Here is a 20,949-nt window from a genome sequence, read left to right on the forward strand (position 1 = left end):
TGCGGTTTCTTGCAATTGAAATGATACATTTTTGCTATTAGTTTTATTTGAAATAGATGGAAAAGTTGAAGAAATATTCTTCGAGCTTTAGCTAAAACAATAACAGTCAGGACAGATTTTGTGGTCTTACACAAAATCAATCATCCAACGGAATGAAGGTGAGCATCATGAAAACTTTGGCAGAAGCTTATCAGCAATTTGATCTTGCAAAACTCATTGAAGAGCAACTTGTTGGGCATCCCCAAGCAATAAATGCTTATGTTGAGTGCTGTGAGCGTTATATAGGAAAAAATAAAACAGCGCTTATTTGGGAAGGAAAAAACGGACAGACAGAGCACTATACGTTCGAACAACTTGCTGAGCTTTCTGGAAAACTTGCCAACTTCTTTAAAGCACAAGGAATTCAAGCTGGAGATTGTATTGCAGGACTTCTACCAAGAACGCCTGAGTTATTAATTACAATTTTGGCAACGTGGCGTATAGGCGCTATTTATCAGCCTTTGTTTACTGCCTTTGAAGCAAAATCGATTGATCACCGTATTACGACTGCTCAAACTAAATTGATTGTGACCAATGATGAACAGCGCCCTAAACTGAATACTTTGAATGTTCCGGTTATTGTCACTGTTCATCAGACTGGTCCTTTGTCTGAGCATGACTTCGATTTTTGGCAATCTTTACAGCGCTATTCTGAGCAATGTGAGCCAGTAAATCGTAGCTTTGAAGATGACTTTTTAATGATGTTTACCTCTGGTACAACTGGACTTGCGAAATCTGTACCCGTTCCACTAAAAGCAATTTTGGCATTTAAAGGTTATATGACCCATGCTGTCGATTTGCGTGAAGATGACATGTTTTGGAATTTGGCAGATCCGGGCTGGGCGTATGGCTTGTATTATGGCATTACCGGGCCTTTAAGCTTGGGGCATAGCATTATTATGGATGAGCGTTCATTTAATGTAGATCAGGCAATAGAGTTAATAAAAAAATATAAAGTAAGTAATTTAACTGGTTCGCCAACAGCATTTCGCATGTTCTTTGGGTTTAAGGAAAAATTTGACCCTTCAATTAAACAACATTTACGCGTAGTGAGTAGTGCAGGTGAGCCATTAACTCCTGAGGTTGTGAACTGGTTTAAGCAGGATTTAGAGGTTAATATTTTTGATCAATATGGCCAAACTGAGCTAGGGATGGTGATTGCAAATCATCATGCGCTTGAGCACCCATTAAAAGTAGGTTCAGCTGGTTTTGCAATTCCTGGGCATCGTTTTGCGGTGTTAGACCAAAATTATCAAGAATTACCAACAGGTGGTGTTGGTATTTTGGCGATGGACTCGGAGCAATCGCCATTAATGTGGTTTAAAGGCTATGGTGGCAATAATCGCAAAGCCTTTGTCGGCAAATATTATTTAACAGGTGACACGGTCACTTTAAATGAACATGGCGGTATTGATTTTGTTGGACGTGCTGACGATGTCATTACAACATCGGGCTATAGAGTTGGACCATTCGATGTTGAAAGTACTTTATTAGAGTGTGAGGCGGTATTAGAGTCAGCAGTAATTGGTAAGCCAGATCCGGAACGAACCGAAATAGTCAAAGCCTTTGTGGTACTTAAGCCTGCTTACCAAGCGTGTGAAACATTAAAAGATAAGTTACAGCAATATGTTCGTAACCGTTTATCTCGTCATGCTTATCCAAAAGAGATTGAGTTTGTGGATAGCCTACCTAAAACCACGAGTGGAAAAATTCAAAGAGGATTGTTGAAGCAGCAAGAAATTGCAAAAATGCAGCAAGCTTATGCGAGTTAATGCAATAAAGGGAAATATTTAAATATTTCCCTTTATTTTTTATATTAGAGGTCGGCTTTCACTTCTTCACCAATTAAATAAAACGTTCCACCAGCAATATAGTGCAGGCTACGAAGTTCTTTTGGTGCATCCTGAAAATGCCAGTGCCCATCTCTAAAAACGCGACTATCTGCCCACGCACCTACAACAGAGCCAATAAATAAATCATGAGCTGACTGATTATGCGGTTCAGGAATAAGTTTACAAACCAGCCATGCGATACAACCTGATACAAGCGGACTGATCAGATCTTTTTGATAAAACAGTTCAACTCCGCAGTGCTCAAGTTTTTGTGGGTCATCCAACTTACTAATAGTACCAAGTTGTTTGGTCATATTGAGCTGGGCATAGCAAGGAACTTGCAGTGTGAAATAGCCACTTTGCTCGACAAGCTGTCGGGTTTTAGTGCTTTTATCTAAAACCACGGATACTTTGGCAGGCTTAAACTCTAAGGCACATGCCCATGCGGCAGCCATCACGTTACGGTCATCACCATACTGAGCAGAGACTAGTACAGTTGGACCATGATTTAACAAACGATAAGCTTTTTCTAACTCTACTGGTGCAATATATGATTGGGACATATTTAGCCTAAGTAACAAAGAAACTAGTTCGTTCTATTGTTGCAGAAAGCGTGTGAGAAGTAATGTAATGGGGAGTTAACTGAATAAAAAAGTTGTTTCCATTTTATAGCTTTCCTAATGACGAACTTAGTCATAAAATCACTTGGCTTCTAAGTGAAAGGATTAAAGCGTGACCGAGCTTCAAGATATCGATTTTGTAGAGTTAAGTGATGAAGAAATGCATCTCTATAGCCGTCAGATTTTACTTGATGGATGGGATATTGAAGCTCAGGAAAAACTCAAACTTGCCAATGTGCTGATTGTGGGTGCTGGTGGCATAGGCTGTAGCAGTGCAGAACTACTTGCACGAGCAGGGGTTGGGAAGATTACACTCATTGATGTAGATACCATTGAGATAAGTAATTTACAACGACAAATTGCGTTTGGTCATGAAGATATTGGTCATTATAAAGCTGAAGTTCTAGCAAAACGGTTACAGAAAATTAACCCTTATATCTGTGTTGAATACTTTAATGAACGTTTAGACGAACATAACATTGATAGACTTGTTGAACACCAAGACGTCGTTTTAGATGGTTGTGATAACTTTACAACTCGCTATTTAGTGAATAGTGCTTGTAAAAAGCATCAGGTCGCATTAATTAGTGCTTCTGCAATTGGCTTTCAGGCGCAAATGTTTATGGTTGAAGGTGATTCAGCTTGTTATGAATGTTTATTTCCAAAAGAACAGCATGACAATGAAGGCCTTCGCTGTGCAGAGTCAGGAGTGCTTGCAACGGCTCCTGTAATGATAGCGTCATTACAAGCACATCACACTTTACTTTATTTAGGGCTTAATCGCACTCCTCTGAAACAGAAACTGTTACTTTGGGACGGATTAAATATGTCACAACGTATTGTTAATTTTGATAAAGATATAAATTGTCCACTTTGTCAGGCAAGCTAATCAGCAAATAAAGCAAAATTTGCTAAACTTGAGACGAATATTCTGGTTCTAAAGAAATATGAAAAAAAATATTTTATTTGATGGATTGCGCTCAGTTGCCCGTATCGGTGAAACTGCAGTGGTTGCGGCTAAAGCTGGTATTAAGTACGCAACTGATAAGCCAAGTAATGCCAAACTCATGCGTGAGACTTTTGAGTCGCTTGGCTCAACATATATTAAGCTTGGTCAGTTTATCGCGAGTACGCCATCGTTATTCCCACGTGAATATGTAGAAGAATTTCAAGGTTGTTTGGATCAGACCCCAACTCTGCCATTTAGCTATATTCAAGGCGTACTTGCCTCTGAATTTGAAGGGCGTGATTTAAGCGAGATTTTTAGTTATATCGATGAAAAACCTTTAGCTTCTGCTTCAATTGCTCAGGTTCACGCAGCTAAACTAACGACAGGTGAAGATGTCGTTATCAAAGTACAAAAACCTGGCGTAGAAACTATTTTATACACTGACTTAAATGTAGTGCATTGGGCTGCAAAGCTGCTTGAACGTGCAGTCCCTAAAATCAAGTTTGCTGCTCTTTCTGACATTGTTGATGAAATCAAAACTCGTATGGTGCGTGAAGTCGATTTCATTGAAGAAGCACAAAATTTAGATGACTTTGTGGAATATTTGAATATTTCCCAAAACCAAGCTGCTACTGCACCTAAAGTTTATCATCAGTTTTCTACGCGCCGTGTTTTGACCATGCAGCGTTTATATGGGGTACCTCTGACAGACTTTAGCGTGGTTAAACAATATGCTAAAGATCCATCGCAAGTACTCATTACTGCCATGAACACATGGTTTGGTAGCTTAATGTTATGCAAGAGCTTCCATGCGGACTTACATGCTGGAAATCTAATGCTGCTTGAAGATGGCCGAATTGGTTTTATCGATTTCGGTATTGTGGGGCAGTTAAAACCAGAAGTCTGGACAGCATGTATCGCGTTTATGGATGCTTTGCAAAAGACTGATTATCAGGCTATGGCTGAAAATATGCTCAAAATGGGTATGACCCATAACAAGGTCGATGTTCTGGTTTTAGCTCAAGATTTAGAGCGTTTGTTTAATGGCGTATTAATGGCCGATCCACAGCAGATTCTGTCTACTAATCCTGCCGATTTAAACGACATTATGATGGATATGGTGAGTGTAGGTGAGCGCCACGGTATTAAATTCCCTCGAGATTTTGCATTATTATTTAAGCAAATGCTTTATTTCGATCGTTTTATGCGCGTACTCGCACCATATACTGATATTTATGCAGACCAACGTTTGAAAATGGTTCAAAATATGGAACCTGCTTCGTTGTTAAAGCACTAAGGTCAGTTTAAATTTATGGATGCCATTATTATTGAAGGCTTGAAGGTTGATACAGTGATTGGCTGTTTCAACTGGGAAAGACAAATCATTCAACCTTTAATGTTGGATTTAACCATCCATAGTGATTTGAGCCGAGCTGCAGCGTCTGACAAGCTTGAGGATACACTCAACTATGCGCAGATTTGTGAGTTATCGGCTCAAACCATTCAACAAGCTAAACCTGAATTAATCGAGCACGCAGCTCATCTGGTTTTGCAATGTTTATTTGAAACCTTTCCAACAATTGAAAAAATTACCATAACCATCCGTAAGCCAGCCATCATTGCAGAAGCAAACGCTGTAGGAATTCGTCTTGAACGCACCAGAAACAATTTTTGCGCTCGCCCTAGCGAGTAATTTAGACGCAGATCAGCACTTTACTTTTGCGTATACGCAATTAGCAACTTTGGGGAAAGTGCAGTTTTCATCTGTTTATCAAATTCCATGCCGAGATGGTATTGGAGATGATTACTGGAATTCAGCATGTCTGTTAAGAAGTACTTTATCGTCTGAACAAGTTGAATCTTTTTTAAAGAAACTTGAGTCAGATTCTGGACGTGTTCGACCATCGCATCATATTTCTTTAGATGTAGATTTGATTGCATGGGGAAATGATCTGGACCATATGCAATTTAATTCTAAAAAATTACCTTTGGCGCTCGATGTAAAAATTCCTTTATATGAACTTTGGCATTGTGAAAGACTAAAGGCTGATAGTACGCTTTACCCAGTTGTTAATTTTAAATTTTAAGGTCTTTCAAACTAAATTTTACGCAAAATTTACGCGGCCTTTGAGTTCCTCAATAGAGAATTTACGAGCATTTTACCGATACTGAAATCCACTAAATTAGTGTTACTTCAGGACAATAAAGATGCTTATAAATTCTCAAATGCGCATCTTGCATCAGTCTGGCATAGCCTTATGCGGACTAAAAACAAATGATATCTCTTCATCTCTCCTTATTTCCAATTTGGCAAATCAAGCCAAGGGGTATAGAGGAGAATAGCCATGTTAGAACTTATTCTTGTTTTATTTATTGCTATTTTTCTAGCATGGTGCCTCAGTAAATATCTATCCAAAGTGATGGCAAATCAGCCGATGGTTGGCGATGGATTATTTCGTTGGATTGAAAATCCTGTCTATCGCTTGTTAGGTATATCTCCGCAACAACAAATGAACTGGAAACAATATTCTTTAGCATTTGTTGTTAGCTGTATTTTTTTAGCTGTAGCCGTTTTTGCTATTTTTATGACGCAAGCATGGCTGCCATTAAACCCAAATCATGCACCAAATATGAGCTGGGATTTAGCATTACATACGGTTATTTCATTTTTAACCAACACCAACCAACAGCATTATTCTGGTCAAGCTCAATTATCTTATTTGTCGCAAATGACAGGTATTGTAGGTTTGCAAGTCATCACACCAATGATGGGATTAGCTTTAGTTGTTGCGACCTTAAGAGCTTTATTTTATCAACGTCCTAGCCATATTGCGGCCAATGTTGCTGAACAGCCAGATCAAATTTTAATTGGTAACTATTGGGCAGATGTAATACGCCCTACAGTCCGGTTCTTGCTTCCTCTGTGTTTTGTTTGGTCATTGTTGCTTAACAGCCAAGGCGTGCCAGCAACTTTTCAGGGTGGACCGGAAGTACAGCTTATTGATAAAGCGAATACAGTACAAACCCAAAAAATTCCATTAGGTCCAGTTGCACCCATGGTTGCTGTTAAGCAATTGGGTAGTAACGGTGGCGGCTGGTATGGTCCAAATAGTTCTGTGCCTTTAGAAAATCCAACGCCACTATCTAATTTATTAGAAATGATAGCGATTTTACTCATTCCAATTACAGTCGTTTTTATGGTGGGACATTTTACTCGACGCAAAAAATTTGCCTATTTTGTGTTTGGTAGCATGCTTTTAATGTCGGTTATTTCAGGTGCAGCAGCTGTCTGGTCTGAAAGTATGTCATCGACAGCATCTCAAATTGCAGTAATGGAGGGTAAAGAGCAACGATTTGGACCAGCAGCATCAGCAGTTTGGGCTGCGCTGACCACACAAGTGAATAACGGTTCGGTCAATATGATGCACGATTCTTCTGCGCCACTTACTGGGCTGGTTGAACTCATTAATATGTTGATTAATGCCATTTGGGGCGGTGTGGGCTGTGGCCTGCAACAGTTTATGATTTATCTGTTACTCGCTGTATTCATTGCAGGCTTAATGACAGGTCGTACACCTGAATTGTTTGGACGCAAAATTGAAGCAGCAGAGATCAAGTTGCTTGCGATTATTATCTTAATTCAGCCTCTTATTATTCTGGCTTTTACAGCCTTGAGTCTTAGTATTCCGGGATTATCAGGTATCACTAACCCTGGACCACACGGTATTAGCCAAGTGTTCTATGAATATGTTTCTGCGTTTGCCAACAATGGTTCAGGTTTTGAAGGTCTTGGAGACAACACCGTATGGTGGAATGTCACCTGTAGTCTTGCTCTTCTTTTAGGACGCTTCCCGACATTAATTTTGCCATTAATGATTGCGACACGTTTAGCAGCAAAAAGAAAAGCACCCGAAACAACAGGTAGCCTTCAGGTTGAAACTCCAACCTTTGCCTTAACGCTGATTACGATTGTTGTATTGCTTACCTTATTACAATTTATGCCAGTTCTTGTCCTTGGGCCAATTGCCGATCAACTGTTGTTGGTTAAAGGCTAAGGAGGCGAGTGAAAATGAATACACAAACTCATGTAAATAGCCATAAAACAACTGTGGCAGTACCAAGTTTTGAAGTTTGGAAAAATGCTTTTATAAAATTGCTACCCCAGCATGCAATTAAAAATCCAGTCATGGCAATTGTATGGCTTGGAACAGTAATCACTGCTCTAAGTACCTTAATGGGATATGCCACACTGGTATTCGGTTTGGTTGTCACAGCAATTTTGTTCATTACGATTTTATTTGCTAACTATGCTGAAGCGGTTGCAGAGGCTAGAGGTCGTGGACAGGCATCTTCATTACGTGCAGCAAGAGAAAACTTGACTGCTCGAAGACTTAATTCTTTGACAGACCGCCAAGCAACTCAAGTTGCAGCCACTGAACTTCATTTGAATGATTATATTGAAGTTCATGCAGGTGAGCTTGTTCCAGCCGATGGTGAGATTGTAGAAGGCTTTGCGACCATTAATGAATCGGCTGTTACAGGTGAGTCTGCACCTGTGCTACGTGAAGCTGGAACTGACCGTTCAGGTGTTATTGGTGGGACTAAAGTTCTTACAGATCGTATTGTTGTGCAAGTGACTGCGGAATCTGGTCAAAGTTTCTTAGACCGTATGATTGCTTTGGTTGAAGGCTCAAATCGTCAAAAAACACCAAATGAGATTGCACTTGGCTTCTTATTAATGGTGATGACAATTACCTTCTTAATTGTTGTGATTAGCTTGCCGTTTATTGCTCATTATTTGCATATTGAACTTGATCCAGTCGTGCTGGTTGCGCTGTTGGTCTGCTTAATTCCAACAACCATTGGTGGCTTGTTACCTGCGATTGGTATTGCGGGTATGAACCGCGCGCTCAAAGCCAATGTTTTGGCGAAATCAGGTAAAGCAGTAGAAGTTGCGGGTGATATTGATGTGCTTTTACTCGATAAAACAGGAACCATTACTTATGGTGACCGTCAAGCGACTTCTTTTTATCCTTTAACTTCTGTAAGTGAGTCGGAGTTGAGAGCTGCTGCTTGGGTAAGTTCACTTGCCGACCCAACACCAGAAGGAAAATCGATTGTTAAGTTAGCAAAAGAACAAGGTTTAAAACAGCAAGAACCTGAGCAAGCCGAAATTATCTCTTTTAGTGCATCGACTCGAATTTCTGGTGTGAATTTACCGAATGGTGAGCAAATTCGTAAAGGTGCTTTAGATGCAATCTTGAAATTTGTAGATGAAGATTATTCTCAAGATCTAGAGTTAAAAGCACGTGTTGAACAAGTTGCTAAAAAAGGGGCAACACCGTTGGTTGTTGCAAATCAACATCATGTATTGGGTGTGATTGAACTCTCTGATGTAATTAAACACGGTATTAAAGAACGTTTTGCTCGTTTAAGAGAAATGGGTATTAAAACTGTCATGGTCACAGGTGATAACCCATTAACCGCTGCTGCGATTGCTGCTGAAGCGGGTGTAGATGACTATATTGCCGAAGCAAAACCAGAAGATAAACTCGCTTGTATTCGCACCGAACAACAACAAGGTCGTTTAGTTGCGATGGTTGGTGATGGAACCAACGATGCCCCAGCACTAGCACAAGCCGATATTGGCTTAGCCATGAACTCGGGTACACAAGCTGCAAAAGAAGCCGGCAACATGGTTGATTTAGACTCAGATCCAACCAAACTTCTTGCTGTGGTTGAGATTGGGAAACAGCAACTGATTACCCGCGGTGCTTTGACAACATTTTCGTTAGCAAATGACGTCTCTAAATACTTTGCCATTTTGCCTGCATTGTTCGCTGCTGCGATTCCACAAATGCAAGTATTGAATGTGATGCATTTGGCGAGTCCAAATAGCGCGATTTTATCTGCATTAATTTTTAACGCGATTATTATCCCGCTATTAATTCCAATCGCACTCCGAGGCGTGAAATTTAAACCTTCAACTGCAACTCAGTTACTACGTCGAAATATGTTGATTTATGGGGTGGGCGGTGTGGTTCTACCATTCATTGCCATTAAAGCGATTGATGTTGTTATTGTTCAATTATTTGGTTTGTAATCTGGAGTTTGAAATGAAAACTTATGCACAAAATTCAGAAGCAAATTTGGGTCAGACCTTAAGAGCATCTTTCGGACTTCTAATTTTTACTCTTGTCAGTTGTGGCGCTGTTTATAGTGCGATCGCTACAGGCGCGGGACAGGTTTTATTTCACAATCAAGCGAATGGTAGTTTGATTGAAATAAACCATAAAGTTCTAGGGTCAAAATTAGTCGCTCAGCCATTTGTTGGAGAAACTTATTTTCATCCACGTCCTTCAGCGGTTGCTTATGACCCGATGGCCATGGGGGCCACAAACTTAGCGCTTACTAATCCAGAGCTGCAAAAACAAATTGATGCGCAGATTCTTGCGGTGAAAAAACAAGACCATACAGGTAATAACCCTATTCCAAGTGATTTAGTGACTAAATCGGGTAGTGGTATCGATCCGCATATTAGTCCTGAATCTGCTCAGTTACAGGTTGCCAGAGTAGCTCAAGCGCGTCATTTAGACCCTAAAGTTGTAGAAGAGTTACTTCAAAAGCATATTGAACCAGTTCAGTTTGGTGTACTAGGGCAAGCTCGTGTTAATGTATTAGAGCTAAATATCGCTTTAGATCAATTACAATCTACACATTAACTTGAAAATAAAATTGTTAGTTTACCGGATGATATCAAGTGCAAAGCAATCGCGAAAATCAGGCTGAGGCCTTATTAAATCATGTAAATAGATATCAAGCCGGTCGACTAACAGTCTTTCTCGGTGCAGCACCTGGTGTAGGAAAAACCTATGCTATGCTTGCCCGCGCTAAAGAGTTATTTCAACAAGGTACAGATGTTGTTGTTGGCATTGTTGAAACCCACGGAAGAATAGAAACTCTAAAAATTTTGGAAGGCTTGCCTCAAATTGCTAGAAAGGAAATGCAATATCAGGGGCATACTTTAGAAGAAATGGATTTGGATGCTATTTTACACAGGCATCCGGAAATTGTTTTAGTTGATGAGTTGGCTCATCGCAATATACCCAATAGTCGCCATGAACGACGGTGGCAAGATGTCAATGAATTACTAGATGCGGGTATTGATGTATTTACCACCATGAATATTCAGCATTTAGAAAGCTTAAATGATGTGGTACATCAGATTACGGGCATTCGAGTAAATGAAACTGTGCCAGATCGGGTGTTTGACCGTATTCGAGATATTCGTTTAATTGATTTACCTGTCAGTGAACTCATTGAAAGGCTCCATCAAGGAAAAGTCTATGTGCCAGAGCAAGCGAATCTGGCATTACAAGGCTTTTTTAGCATTTCAAATTTAACTGCATTACGTGAACTGGCAATGCAATGCGTTGCTGAGCATGTCGATTTAGATTTAAAACAGAGTTATACCTCTAAAGGCTTGAAGTCTATCTCGCTACAAAATGAATTAATGATTGCGATAGATGGGCAAGGCTCTTCTGAATATTTAGTACGGGCAGGTTGTCGATTAGCTGAACGCAATGGAGCAACATGGACTGTAGTGAATGTTGCTAAAAGTTTGGATTCTGGGCAGAGTTCAGCAAATTCATATAAAAAAGAATATATTGAAATTGACCGTGCATTTGAATTGGCTCGACAACTTGGTGGTCGAACCGAAGTTTTATATGGGCCACGAGTTGCTTCGGTGTTAATGGATGCTGCGCTTGATCGAGGTATTTCCAATCTGGTCATTGGCAAAAGTATTTCACCGTGGTGGTTAAAGTTATTTAAGAAAAATTTAGCTCAGCAATTATTAAATCAAGAAAACTCGATTGCTTTAACGATTTTACACCCAGAACAGGGCACTAAAAAGACAGCTCAACTTGAGAAGCCATCATTTTTATCATTAAAAGAAAGTGTTTTTGTTTTAGCGGTAACATGCGCAAGTATTTTTATAGCTCACTTTGCCGAAGTTCTATTGGGTATTGAAGACTTCTCTGTCATTTTTATTATTTCAGTTTTAATTGTAGCAACTAAAACCCGAATGCTTGCTGCAGTAGTCGCCGCTCTTATTTGTTTCTTAGCCTATAACTTTTTCTTTATAGCACCACGTTTTACATTTCAAATTTCAGCACACCAAGGTGTGGTTACCGTTGTTGCTTTTTTTGCAGCAGCTTTAATTGCTGGGCGGTTGGCTTCTCAGTTACGCCAGCAAGTTTTATCTTTAAAAGCTGCTAATGCCTACACCACAGTAATGCAAGACTTGGCACGTAAGCTTTCTAGTGCAGTAAATCTTGAAGAAGTCATGCAAACCGGTCGTATGACTTTAGAAACCCAGCTTCAAACTAAAGTGTGGATTTCTATCCAAGATAGAGTTATTTCATCTGACATAGAACTAAATGATAAGGAAAAAGTAGCTGCAGAATGGTGTTTGAAACATCAACAACCGTGCGGGCGTTTTACCGATACCCTTAGTCAGTCGAACTGGTGGTTTTTACCACTTTTAGAACAGAAAAATAGCCTAGGTATAGTGGGAATTTACTTTAAGGATGATGTAGTTTCTCTAAATTTTGAGCAAAAGAAACTGACGGAAAGTGTAATTGAATATATTGCACAGGCAGCACTTCGAACCCAATTGGTCAATGAACTTGAACAAGCAAAAGTCACCAGTGAAACAGAGCGCTTACGTTCAGCTTTATTATCTTCGGTATCGCATGATTTACGCTCGCCACTAGCTTCTATTATTGGAGCCGCAGATACGCTTGCCAATTTTAAAGCTGATATGTCTGAACAAGACCAGCAAGATTTACTTGAAACAATTCATTTAGAAGGTGAGCGTCTAGACCGTTATATTCAAAACTTGCTTGATATGACACGCTTAGGCCACGAAGGCTTAACTTTAAAAAGAGACTGGATTGGGGTAGATGAGTTAATTGGTTCGGCAACCCGCCGTTTAAAGCGCTATAAACCAGATACGCAAGTAGTGGTTCAGTTACCTGAGCAACCGATTAGTTTGTATGTTCACCCAGCGCTGGTAGAACAAGCTATTTTTAATGTTTTAGAAAATGCTGCAAACTTTTCACCTCCAGATGAATCTGTCATGATTCGTGCTCAACTTTCATCAGAAGATGAAGTAAAAATTGAAATTGAAGATAGAGGTGCGGGAATTCCTGAAGATGAAAGACATCGTATTTTTGATATGTTTTATACGATGGAGCGTGGAGACCGTGGAAAATTTGGTACAGGTTTAGGGCTTACAATCGTAAAAGCGATTATTGGTGCTCATATGGGTACAATAGAAGCATTTTCAGGGCGCCAAAATAAAGGTACTTTAATTCAAATCAGATTACCCATTCACCCAGTAAAAGAATAAGTTGTAAATTCATGATAAGTTCAGAAACGTCACCTGTAGAAACACGCATTGTGATTATTGATGATGAGCCTCAAATTCGTAAATTTCTAGACATTGCTTTAAGAACTCAAAAATATAAAACCACGCTCTGCGAAACGGGTTACAAAGGCCTAGAAGCTTTAGCAACGCAAGGTGCCGACTTAGTTATTCTAGATCTGGGCTTACCCGATTTAGACGGAAAAGAAGTGCTTCAAGAATTACGTAGCTGGTCGAATGTACCAGTTATTGTGCTATCTGTACGGGCTGATGAATACGAAAAAGTTGATTTGCTAGATGCTGGCGCAAATGATTACATGACCAAGCCTTTTAGTGTGCAAGAGCTTTTGGCACGTATCCGTGTCATTTTAAGAAATCAACCCATTCAGCAAGAAGCGCATGTCTATGACGATGGTTATCTTAAAGTTGATGTTACGCAACGTTTGGTTTGGGTCGAGCAACAACCAATTACTTTAACTCGAAAAGAATTTCAACTTTTGACATTGTTAATGCGCTATCAAGGACAGCTTTTAACCCAGCCACAGCTCTTAAAAGAACTATGGGGTCCAACCCATCAGGAAGATACGCACTATTTACGTATTTTAGTGGGCAAGTTACGCAGTAAACTGGGGGATAACGCAATTCAGCCACGCTATATTGCAACTGAACCTGGTGTTGGATTGCGTTTTTTAGCTAAACAGAAAAATCATTAATTAGATATAAAAAAAACCTTAGGGTATTTCTCCCTAAGGGTTTGCAAAGTGGTTTATAGTTTTTTTGCTTTTTTTATTTATATATCCCAATGTTGTTCTGCTTCAGTCATTTGACTATAAATGTTTTGATATTCAGCCTGCTTAACCGTATACCAATGTTCGACAAAGTCAGCGCCTAAATATCCTTTTAAAATAAGACTTCCTTTAAATATTTTTAAGGCTTCTGGTTGGTTGTTAGCTAATAAAATATGCTCGTCTGGAAATTTTAAAAGATGAGCAGGTTTTGGTAGTGGTAATTTATGAGATAAGCCGTAAGATACACCTGCTAAAATAGTGGCTGTAACGAGATAGGGGTTACAGTCAGCGCCAGCAACCCGATATTCTAAGCGTTGATTTTGTACATCTGAGCATGGAATGCGAATTGCGACATTACGATTATTGGTATCCCAATTGGCTTCTAATGGCACATGATGACCAATTTTAAAACGTCTATAAGAATTAATATTAGGCGCTAAAATCGCCATAGATGCAGGCATTAACTCAATGAGTCCGCTAATCGCGCTGAGTAATTTGGCTGCAAGCTCATCTTTTTCTTCTTCTGAGCTAAATATATTTTCATGGTATTGATTCAGCATGCTCATATGAAAATGCATGCCGCTTCCAGCCTTTGCCAAGTTCGGTTTCGCCATGAAACAAGCAGTTAAGTCATGCTTTCTTGCGACTTGTTTTACAATTCTTTTTAAAGCATTAATTTGATCGCATAGCTTCAAAATGTCATGGCTGTGTTGAAGATTTAGTTCATATTGTCCAGGGGATGACTCTGCAACAATAGCGGTAATTTCAATAGATTGTAGTAGAGCAGCTTTTTCAACCTCATCTAGGACTTGTTGATAGTTATTGGGTGCATCTATATCAAAACATTGGTTTTCTATACAGGTTTCAGCCTGATGCTGAGGTGAGAAAAGATAAAATTCTAATTCGGCAGCCATGACAGGAAAGTAATTATGGGCATGTAACTGATTTAATATTTTTTTTAATATATTGCGTGGTTCATAGCGGCAGTCTGTACCATCTTCTTCTTGCATTGATAGGTAAAGCTGAGCATTTAATTCTGGGGATAAGGCACTTGGTTGCAAGCTGCCTAAAATGGGCAGGCAAAGTCTATCTGGTTCACCAATATATTTTCCTAATCCTGTCTCTTCAATTACTTTTCCATCAAGGCTCATGGCGTAAACAGAAAGTGGAAAATAACATCCATGAGAGAGATTTTTGAGGCTTTTAACGTCAATTCGTTTACCACGAATATGTCCGTTTAAGTCATGTAGACAAATATCAATGTGCTGAGTCTGAGGATATAAACTTAAATATTCATCGACTTCTTTTAAAAAAAGTTCTGCGTTGAAAGTGTGATCTTGTGTTGGTGGAATAAAATCATCTGATATTTTAAATGCCTTAAAGTGAGAATCTTTTAAGTTTAAATTTGGGTAAATAAGCGTACTCATTATAAAAAACCTTGGTGGTTATTTAGCTAAAATCCTACCTTAGTCCTTGAAGTAAATCGCGTAAAAAAAGAGTAAAATGATTAAAGAGAGTTTTATAAATAATTTTTATTTTTTGTATTCATAATCAGTGGCTTGAGTTTTGTTTTGATAATAAATTTTTAAAGTAAAATTAACGTATAAGAGCCATTTGATAGTTCATGATTTCGCTTTAAAAAATTAAACATAATTAGAATTTATGATCCTTAAATTTGGTGAGATGGTCAAACTGCTTTAAACTTAAACACTTATCCAGTTAAAAATTTATGTATAAGTCTTGAATAAAGCAGGGCTTACATAGTGTATGTACTGGAATTTTATTTTTTGCGTTTTTTTTAATTTTATTTTTGAGTTCTCTTAATATGAAAAATATCGGTTTAGCCATTTTAGCAATCAGCCTTTCAGGTTGTGCTGCAATGAGCGTAGAAGAATGTAAGACTGCGAATTGGTCATTAGTAGGTGAGAAAGATGGTTCAAAAGGTTCTTCGCCGCGTTTAGATCAATATTATAAAGCGTGTGGGAAAGCTAATATTGTTCCAGATCAAAAGTCATATGAACGTGGATATAAAGAGGGCTTAGGATATTATTGCCAGCCATCAAATATTTTTTATAACGCCTTAGAGGGTAACGGGAATATTAATGTATGCCCAGTTGAGCAGCGTGATCGGTTAAGACCTTATTATCGTGCAGCTTCCGATTACTACAATGCAAAAAATGAATACGATCGTTATGATGAAAAGTTTAAGCAGTATTCTGATAATGCTTACAACGAAAAATTAAAGCCAGAAGAGCGTGAACGTTATCGTAAGCTTTTAAGAGAATTACAAATTGATCGTGACCGTATTAACAGAAACTATTGGAACTCAATTCGAGATATCGAACGTTTCAAATATGATCATGGTTTAAAATAATATTTGAAAAAGGATTGATCTGAATGAGATCAATCCTTTGTTTTTTTTAAAGGTAATAACTCGTTTTAGTCATTAACTTTGAAATAGCGGTCATACTGATTTTTACTGCATAAGGTAATTCAACACCACCTGCTTCAAGCGCAGTATGACGATGATGTAATTCATCTTCATTCATTTGCTCTAAAATTTTACGAGAGCGTTCATCTTGAGCAGGTAACTGGTTTAAGTGATCTTGCAAATGTAGACTAACTTGGCGTTCAGTTTCAGCAACAAAACCTAAGCTATATTTATCACCTGCAATACCAGCAAGAGCACCCATACCATATGAAAGGCCATACCAAATCGGGTTCAATAAACTTGTATGACTATTTAGCTCTTTTAAACGGTCTTCACACCAAGCTAAATGGTCTTGTTCTTCAATTGCTGCCTGTTGCATTTCACGGCGTACATTTGGTAATTTCGCCGTTAATGCTTGCCCATGATAAAGCGCTTGAGCACATACTTCACCACTATGGTTAACACGCATTAAGCCTGCAACATGGCGAGCATCTTCAACTCCAAGTTTTGTTTCAGCCGTTTCAGCCGGATTTTGTCGCTGTGCTGCTGTTGCACCTGGAACAAGACTACGTAATGCCTGATCAAAGGAGTTAATAAGTTGATCAATTCCCGTATAGTGGCGCATAAATTAGTCCTCCAAAGAAAGATGTGCTGTGGCAAGCATTGGTTTTAGTCGGGCAAGAAGCCAGATACTAAAGATTGCACTAAGTACAGCTGTAATAATAAATAGTATTTTAATATCAATTTTTAAAACACTTAATATTAAGATTGAGAAAATTGCTGACGAAACCATGAATACAGCATTTAAAATGTTATTTGCTGCGACCACTCGGGCACGATGTGAGCGCGGTGAGTAAGCCTGCATCATGGCATACAAAGGAACAATATAAAAACCGCCACTAATACCCAATAAAGTCACTGCAATCATGACGTGATAGTAAACCCAACCTTGGGTAAAAATATCTTTTAAGGTTAGTAATGCTCCAGTTTTCTCCGGTACAAAGGCTAGACTCGCTGCAAGGTAAAGCGCAAAAACAGTAAGGCCAATTGCACCAATCGGCACCATTTTAATATTAATTTCCGAACCACCAATTTTACGGCAGAGAAGAGAACCTACCCCAATACCGACTGAGAAGAATGTGAGTAACAGGCTAACCACATTTTCTGATGCATGGAGATTTTGTTGAGTCAACTGCGGAATTTGCGTTAAATAAGTTGCTCCATAAAACCAGTACCACGAATTACCTAATAAAATGGTGAACACTAACGGTAAACTTTTGGCATATGTAATGGTTTGGAAGCTTGTACGAATAAAGTTCCAGTCTATATCTAGATCGGGTGCAGCAACTTTTTGGGGTAAAATGAAGCGGCTAAATAAATAGCCTATGCAAGCAATAGCGACTACAGTCAAACTAATCCATAGTAAATTACCTTCCGATGATGCAATTACGGCACCACCTAAGATCATGCCGAATAAAATTGCCATCGATGTACCGGATTGAAATAAGGCATTGCCCGACATAAGTTCGTTTGGTTTTAAAATTTCAGGCAAAATTGCATATTTAATAGGTCCGAAAAATGTGGAATGTGTTCCCATTAAGAATAAAGCCAGAAGCAGTAGCCATAAATGCCCCAATAAGAAACCGGCAGACCCAATAAGCATGATTATGATTTCTAATATTTTTATGCCACGCACAAGTTGTGAGCGCTCGTATTTGTCAGCAATTTGTCCTGCTGTTGCTGAAAAAAAGAAATATGGCAAAATAAACAATAATGCTGCTAAATTATTGAGTGTACTTACAGGGGCAGATTGTTGTTGAATCCAACCATATGTAATGACTAACAATAAAGCTTGCTTAAAAACATTGTCATTTAATGCGCCAAAAAACTGTGTAAAAAACATCGGTACAAACCGACGTGATGTCATCAGGGATTCATCTTGTTTCATCATATACAAGCTTCATTGAGTTTTATTAAAAAATGTGACGGAGTGTTAATTTGCATCGAAAACCATGTATGATATTTTTAACGCTTGATTAAATGAAAAATCAATGGTTTCGAGTGAGTTTTATCCTCATATTGGTGCGTTTATTAAAAAATAAGTTTAGAGTTTTCCATGCCTTCTAAAATTAAGTTTAAACAGTCAACTCTTTCTCACTCTATGCATTTAATCCTAAAAATGCAGAGTATACCTAAACTTATTTGTAGCAGCCTATTGTTAAGTTTATGTGTTAATCCTTGTTATGCTCAAAGTTCAGCTGAGACCGTAACGCCGGTAGCAAACCAGTCAGTAACTGATCCATCATTGCAACAAACAAATACAAATAACCAAAATGATGTTCCGATTACTGATGTCGCTACTCTGGTAACTCAAGCACAGCAGCAACAAGATAGCTTGGCTATATTGCAACAACAAGAACAATTTCCAAATCAGATTGAAGAATTTAAGCCAATTACGCTCGATAACCTCGAAGATTTACCCGTGATGCCTGTTGACCAGAATATGGCAAATGAGATTTATCGGGTAGCAGAAGAGGCAAAAACTGAAGCTCAGAACTTTCAAAATGGCACGCAAAAACATCCAGAAATGTTAGTGAATGATGCATCACAAGCAGAATTACATGAAATTAATCAGGCGCCTGTAAATATTGACCAACTCATGCATGAGATTCAATCTGACAGTAAGATTGTAGTCGAAGCTAATGAAACTGGAAAAACTTTACCTGAGCTTACAGCTGCTACTGAAGAGCCGCCGGAAGAGAAAGGTTTCTTTAAACGGATATTTAATAAAATTCGTCCACCGCGTGTGATTCCGATGGAGCAAATACCTCGTATTACTGCTGAGGTTACGGGTGCTCCAGACGATTTGGCTAAAAATATCAAAGGTAAATTATCTACATTTACTCAAGAATCATTTGAAGATTTTAATTCAGCATTGCCTCAACTTAGGAGCCTAAGCAATCAGGCCGCTCAAGCGGTGGGGTATTACAATGCTGAGTTTCGTTTTGAAAAATTAAGTGCAAGCCGTGTTCGAGTTAAAGTTACTCCAAATGAGCCGGTACGAATTAATGAACAAAATATTGAATTCAGTGGAGCTGGTGCAAAACAACCACAGTTTCAAGTTATTCGTTTAGTTCCAGACCAAGATGTGGGTGATATCTTTAATCATGGTCTGTATGAAACAACTAAAAGTCGAATTGTCGATGCCGCAACAAATAATGGATATTTTGATGCCTACTGGCGTTTACACGATGTGAAAGTAAGCCAACCTGAAAACAAAGCAGATATTAACCTCAAATATGAAACGGGTGAGCGATATAAGCTAGGTAAGGTTGAGTTTCGTATGAGTGATCCTTCAAAACCCTTGCCAATCAAATTAAATATTCTTGAGAGTATGGCACCTTGGAAAGAGGGCGATGACTACACATTCTGGCGTGTAAATGCTTTAGCCAACAACCTGACGAACTCTCGCTATTTTAACTACACGCTGGTCGATTCAATTAAACCTGATCCAATTGAGAAGCCGCTTGAGTTACCCCCAGATTTACAAGCATTAGTCGATCAGCAAAATGTCACCATTGATGAATCAAAATTGCTTTCTCCAGAGCAACAACAGCTTGCTAAAGCACGACAATTAGCCTCATCTAGTAAAGAGGTTAGTCAAAATGTGGTAGACGAAAAACAATTTGCCGGAACTGAAAATGTACAATTAGCTGCAGCTCCAGCTTCTTTGAAAACCGCAGCAGCAGATCATGGAGAGCAAGAGTCGGAACAAGACCGTTTACAAGCCCAAGCTCGTGAAGAAAAACGGATTCCGGTTATTGTGACTTTAAATGCGGATAAATTGAATAGTTTGGAAACTGGTGTGGGTTATGGTACTGATACGGGAGCTCGTTTACGTAGTCAATATCGTCGTTCGATTGTGAACGAATATGGGCACTCCTTTGATGCCAACTTTGAACTTTCACAAATTCGTCAGTCTATAGATGGCCGTTATAGTATTCCTTATAAGCATCCATTAAATGATTACTTTAACATTGTAGGTGGTTATGAGCGCGAGACTAGAGATAATATCGGTCCTGATGTGAGTTTATTAACTGAATCTGCCGTATTGGGTGGTGAGCGAGTTATTAAAAAACCTTTAGGCAATTGGCAACATACTATTGGGGTCCGTTACCGTCTGGACCGACTGACTCAAAAAGGAAATGTCGATATTTCTGAATTGCCAGATGCATTTAAAACAGCTGCATCAGAGCAAGAAGCGTTATTATTTGGTTATGAAACCTCTAAAACCTCAAGTAATACAAGGTTAAATCCAACGAAAGCATTTAAACAAAGCTATAAGTTAGAACTGGGAAGTAGCAGTTTACTTTCCGATGCCAATATGGCGATTGCTACAGCGGGTTGGAGATTTATTTATTCTCTAGGTGAAAATGATAACCATCAGTTTGTGGGACGATCTGATCTTAGTTATATTTTTACCGATGAATTTGATAAAGTTCCCTATAATTTAAGATTCTTTACTGGTGGTGACCAGACAATTCGCGGTTTTGATTATAAAAGTCTTTCACCCGAAGAAAATGGATATAAGATTGGTGGACAGGCTCTAGCAGTAGGCTCTTTAGAATATAACTATCAATTCAAAGAGGGTTGGCGAGCAGCTGTTTTTTCTGATTTTGGTAATGCTTACGATAAGAATTTTAGTAACCCGACTGCCTACAGTGTTGGTGTCGGTATTCGTTGGAAGTCCCCAATTGGACCAATTCGTTTAGATGTGGCTTCAGGTATTTCTGATGATAATCATCCGATTCGTTTGCATTTCTTTATTGGTCCACAACTTTAAAAATAAAATTTTATTAG

Annotated in this window: 16 protein-coding genes; 12 read left to right on the forward strand and 4 right to left on the reverse strand. The window is 38.8% G+C overall.

Annotated features, from left to right (window positions below):
* Positions 1-167 precede the first annotated feature (167 nt).
* The gene (locus tag F984_RS06795) at positions 168-1,811 is read left to right on the forward strand and encodes an AMP-binding protein (RefSeq protein WP_004708079.1); all 1,644 of its coding nucleotides are present in this window, start codon (positions 168-170) and stop codon (positions 1,809-1,811) included.
* 44 nt (positions 1,812-1,855) lie between these two features.
* On the opposite strand, the gene F984_RS06800 is transcribed toward F984_RS06795, so the two are convergent.
* Positions 1,856-2,434: a flavin reductase family protein gene (locus F984_RS06800; RefSeq protein ID WP_004708082.1), complete on the reverse strand. Its 579-nt coding sequence runs from the start codon at positions 2,432-2,434 to the stop codon at positions 1,856-1,858.
* 169 nt (positions 2,435-2,603) lie between these two features.
* On the opposite strand from F984_RS06800, the gene F984_RS06805 reads away from it, so the two are divergent.
* The 9 genes from F984_RS06805 (at position 2,604) to F984_RS06845 (ending at position 13,583) form a co-directional block, all read left to right on the forward strand.
* Positions 2,604-3,380 (forward strand): HesA/MoeB/ThiF family protein, encoded by a 777-nt coding sequence (locus F984_RS06805; protein WP_004708084.1) that lies wholly within the window; start codon positions 2,604-2,606, stop codon positions 3,378-3,380.
* A 58-nt stretch (positions 3,381-3,438) separates the two neighbouring features.
* Positions 3,439-4,737, forward strand: coding sequence for an ABC1 kinase family protein (locus F984_RS06810; protein WP_004708087.1), 1,299 nt, complete (start codon positions 3,439-3,441; stop codon positions 4,735-4,737).
* A 15-nt stretch (positions 4,738-4,752) separates the two neighbouring features.
* Positions 4,753-5,133 (forward strand): dihydroneopterin aldolase, encoded by a 381-nt coding sequence (gene folB / locus F984_RS06815; RefSeq protein ID WP_004708088.1) that lies wholly within the window; start codon positions 4,753-4,755, stop codon positions 5,131-5,133.
* Complete coding sequence (locus F984_RS06820) at positions 5,090-5,527, forward strand: 2-amino-4-hydroxy-6-hydroxymethyldihydropteridine diphosphokinase (RefSeq protein WP_004708090.1); 438 nt, start codon at positions 5,090-5,092, stop codon at positions 5,525-5,527. Before folB ends, F984_RS06820 begins: the two co-directional genes overlap by 44 nt.
* Before the next feature lie 258 nt (positions 5,528-5,785).
* Positions 5,786-7,495 (forward strand): potassium-transporting ATPase subunit KdpA, encoded by a 1,710-nt coding sequence (gene kdpA, locus F984_RS06825; RefSeq protein WP_004708092.1) that lies wholly within the window; start codon positions 5,786-5,788, stop codon positions 7,493-7,495.
* An 8-nt stretch (positions 7,496-7,503) separates the two neighbouring features.
* Complete coding sequence (kdpB, locus tag F984_RS06830; protein WP_080631534.1) at positions 7,504-9,543, forward strand: potassium-transporting ATPase subunit KdpB; 2,040 nt, start codon at positions 7,504-7,506, stop codon at positions 9,541-9,543.
* A 13-nt stretch (positions 9,544-9,556) separates the two neighbouring features.
* Positions 9,557-10,162, forward strand: a complete 606-nt coding sequence (kdpC, locus tag F984_RS06835; RefSeq protein WP_004708097.1) for a potassium-transporting ATPase subunit KdpC — start codon at positions 9,557-9,559, stop codon at positions 10,160-10,162.
* 38 nt (positions 10,163-10,200) lie between these two features.
* Entirely contained in the window at positions 10,201-12,855 is a 2,655-nt protein-coding gene (locus tag F984_RS06840) for a sensor histidine kinase (RefSeq protein ID WP_004708099.1), read from the forward strand.
* Positions 12,856-12,866: 11 nt separating this feature from the next.
* Positions 12,867-13,583 (forward strand): response regulator, encoded by a 717-nt coding sequence (locus tag F984_RS06845; protein ID WP_004708101.1) that lies wholly within the window; start codon positions 12,867-12,869, stop codon positions 13,581-13,583.
* 77 nt (positions 13,584-13,660) lie between these two features.
* On the opposite strand, the gene F984_RS06850 is transcribed toward F984_RS06845, so the two are convergent.
* Positions 13,661-15,085, reverse strand: coding sequence for a glutamine synthetase family protein (locus F984_RS06850; protein ID WP_004708103.1), 1,425 nt, complete (start codon positions 15,083-15,085; stop codon positions 13,661-13,663).
* A gap of 398 nt (positions 15,086-15,483) precedes the next feature.
* Here F984_RS06850 and F984_RS06855 point away from each other — a divergent pair, with 398 nt between their 5' ends.
* Positions 15,484-16,032: a DUF2799 domain-containing protein gene (locus F984_RS06855; RefSeq protein WP_004708105.1), complete on the forward strand. Its 549-nt coding sequence runs from the start codon at positions 15,484-15,486 to the stop codon at positions 16,030-16,032.
* A 46-nt stretch (positions 16,033-16,078) separates the two neighbouring features.
* Here F984_RS06855 and coq7 read toward each other — a convergent pair whose 3' ends face one another.
* Both coq7 and F984_RS06865 read right to left on the reverse strand, forming a co-directional pair.
* Positions 16,079-16,714 carry a 2-polyprenyl-3-methyl-6-methoxy-1,4-benzoquinone monooxygenase gene (gene coq7, locus F984_RS06860; RefSeq protein WP_004708107.1) on the reverse strand — a complete coding sequence of 212 codons (636 nt, stop codon included), beginning with the start codon at positions 16,712-16,714 and terminating at the stop codon, positions 16,079-16,081.
* A 3-nt stretch (positions 16,715-16,717) separates the two neighbouring features.
* A complete protein-coding gene (locus F984_RS06865) occupies positions 16,718-18,040 on the reverse strand; it encodes an MFS transporter (RefSeq protein WP_004708110.1) in 1,323 nt (440 codons plus the stop codon).
* Positions 18,041-18,205: 165 nt separating this feature from the next.
* On the opposite strand from F984_RS06865, the gene F984_RS06870 reads away from it, so the two are divergent.
* The gene (locus F984_RS06870) at positions 18,206-20,932 is read left to right on the forward strand and encodes an autotransporter assembly complex protein TamA (RefSeq protein WP_004708111.1); all 2,727 of its coding nucleotides are present in this window, start codon (positions 18,206-18,208) and stop codon (positions 20,930-20,932) included.
* Positions 20,933-20,949 lie beyond the last annotated feature (17 nt).

Origin of the sequence: Acinetobacter nosocomialis NIPH 2119 (assembly GCF_000368085.1) — a bacterium.
Classification (GTDB): Bacteria; Pseudomonadota; Gammaproteobacteria; order Pseudomonadales; family Moraxellaceae; genus Acinetobacter; species Acinetobacter nosocomialis.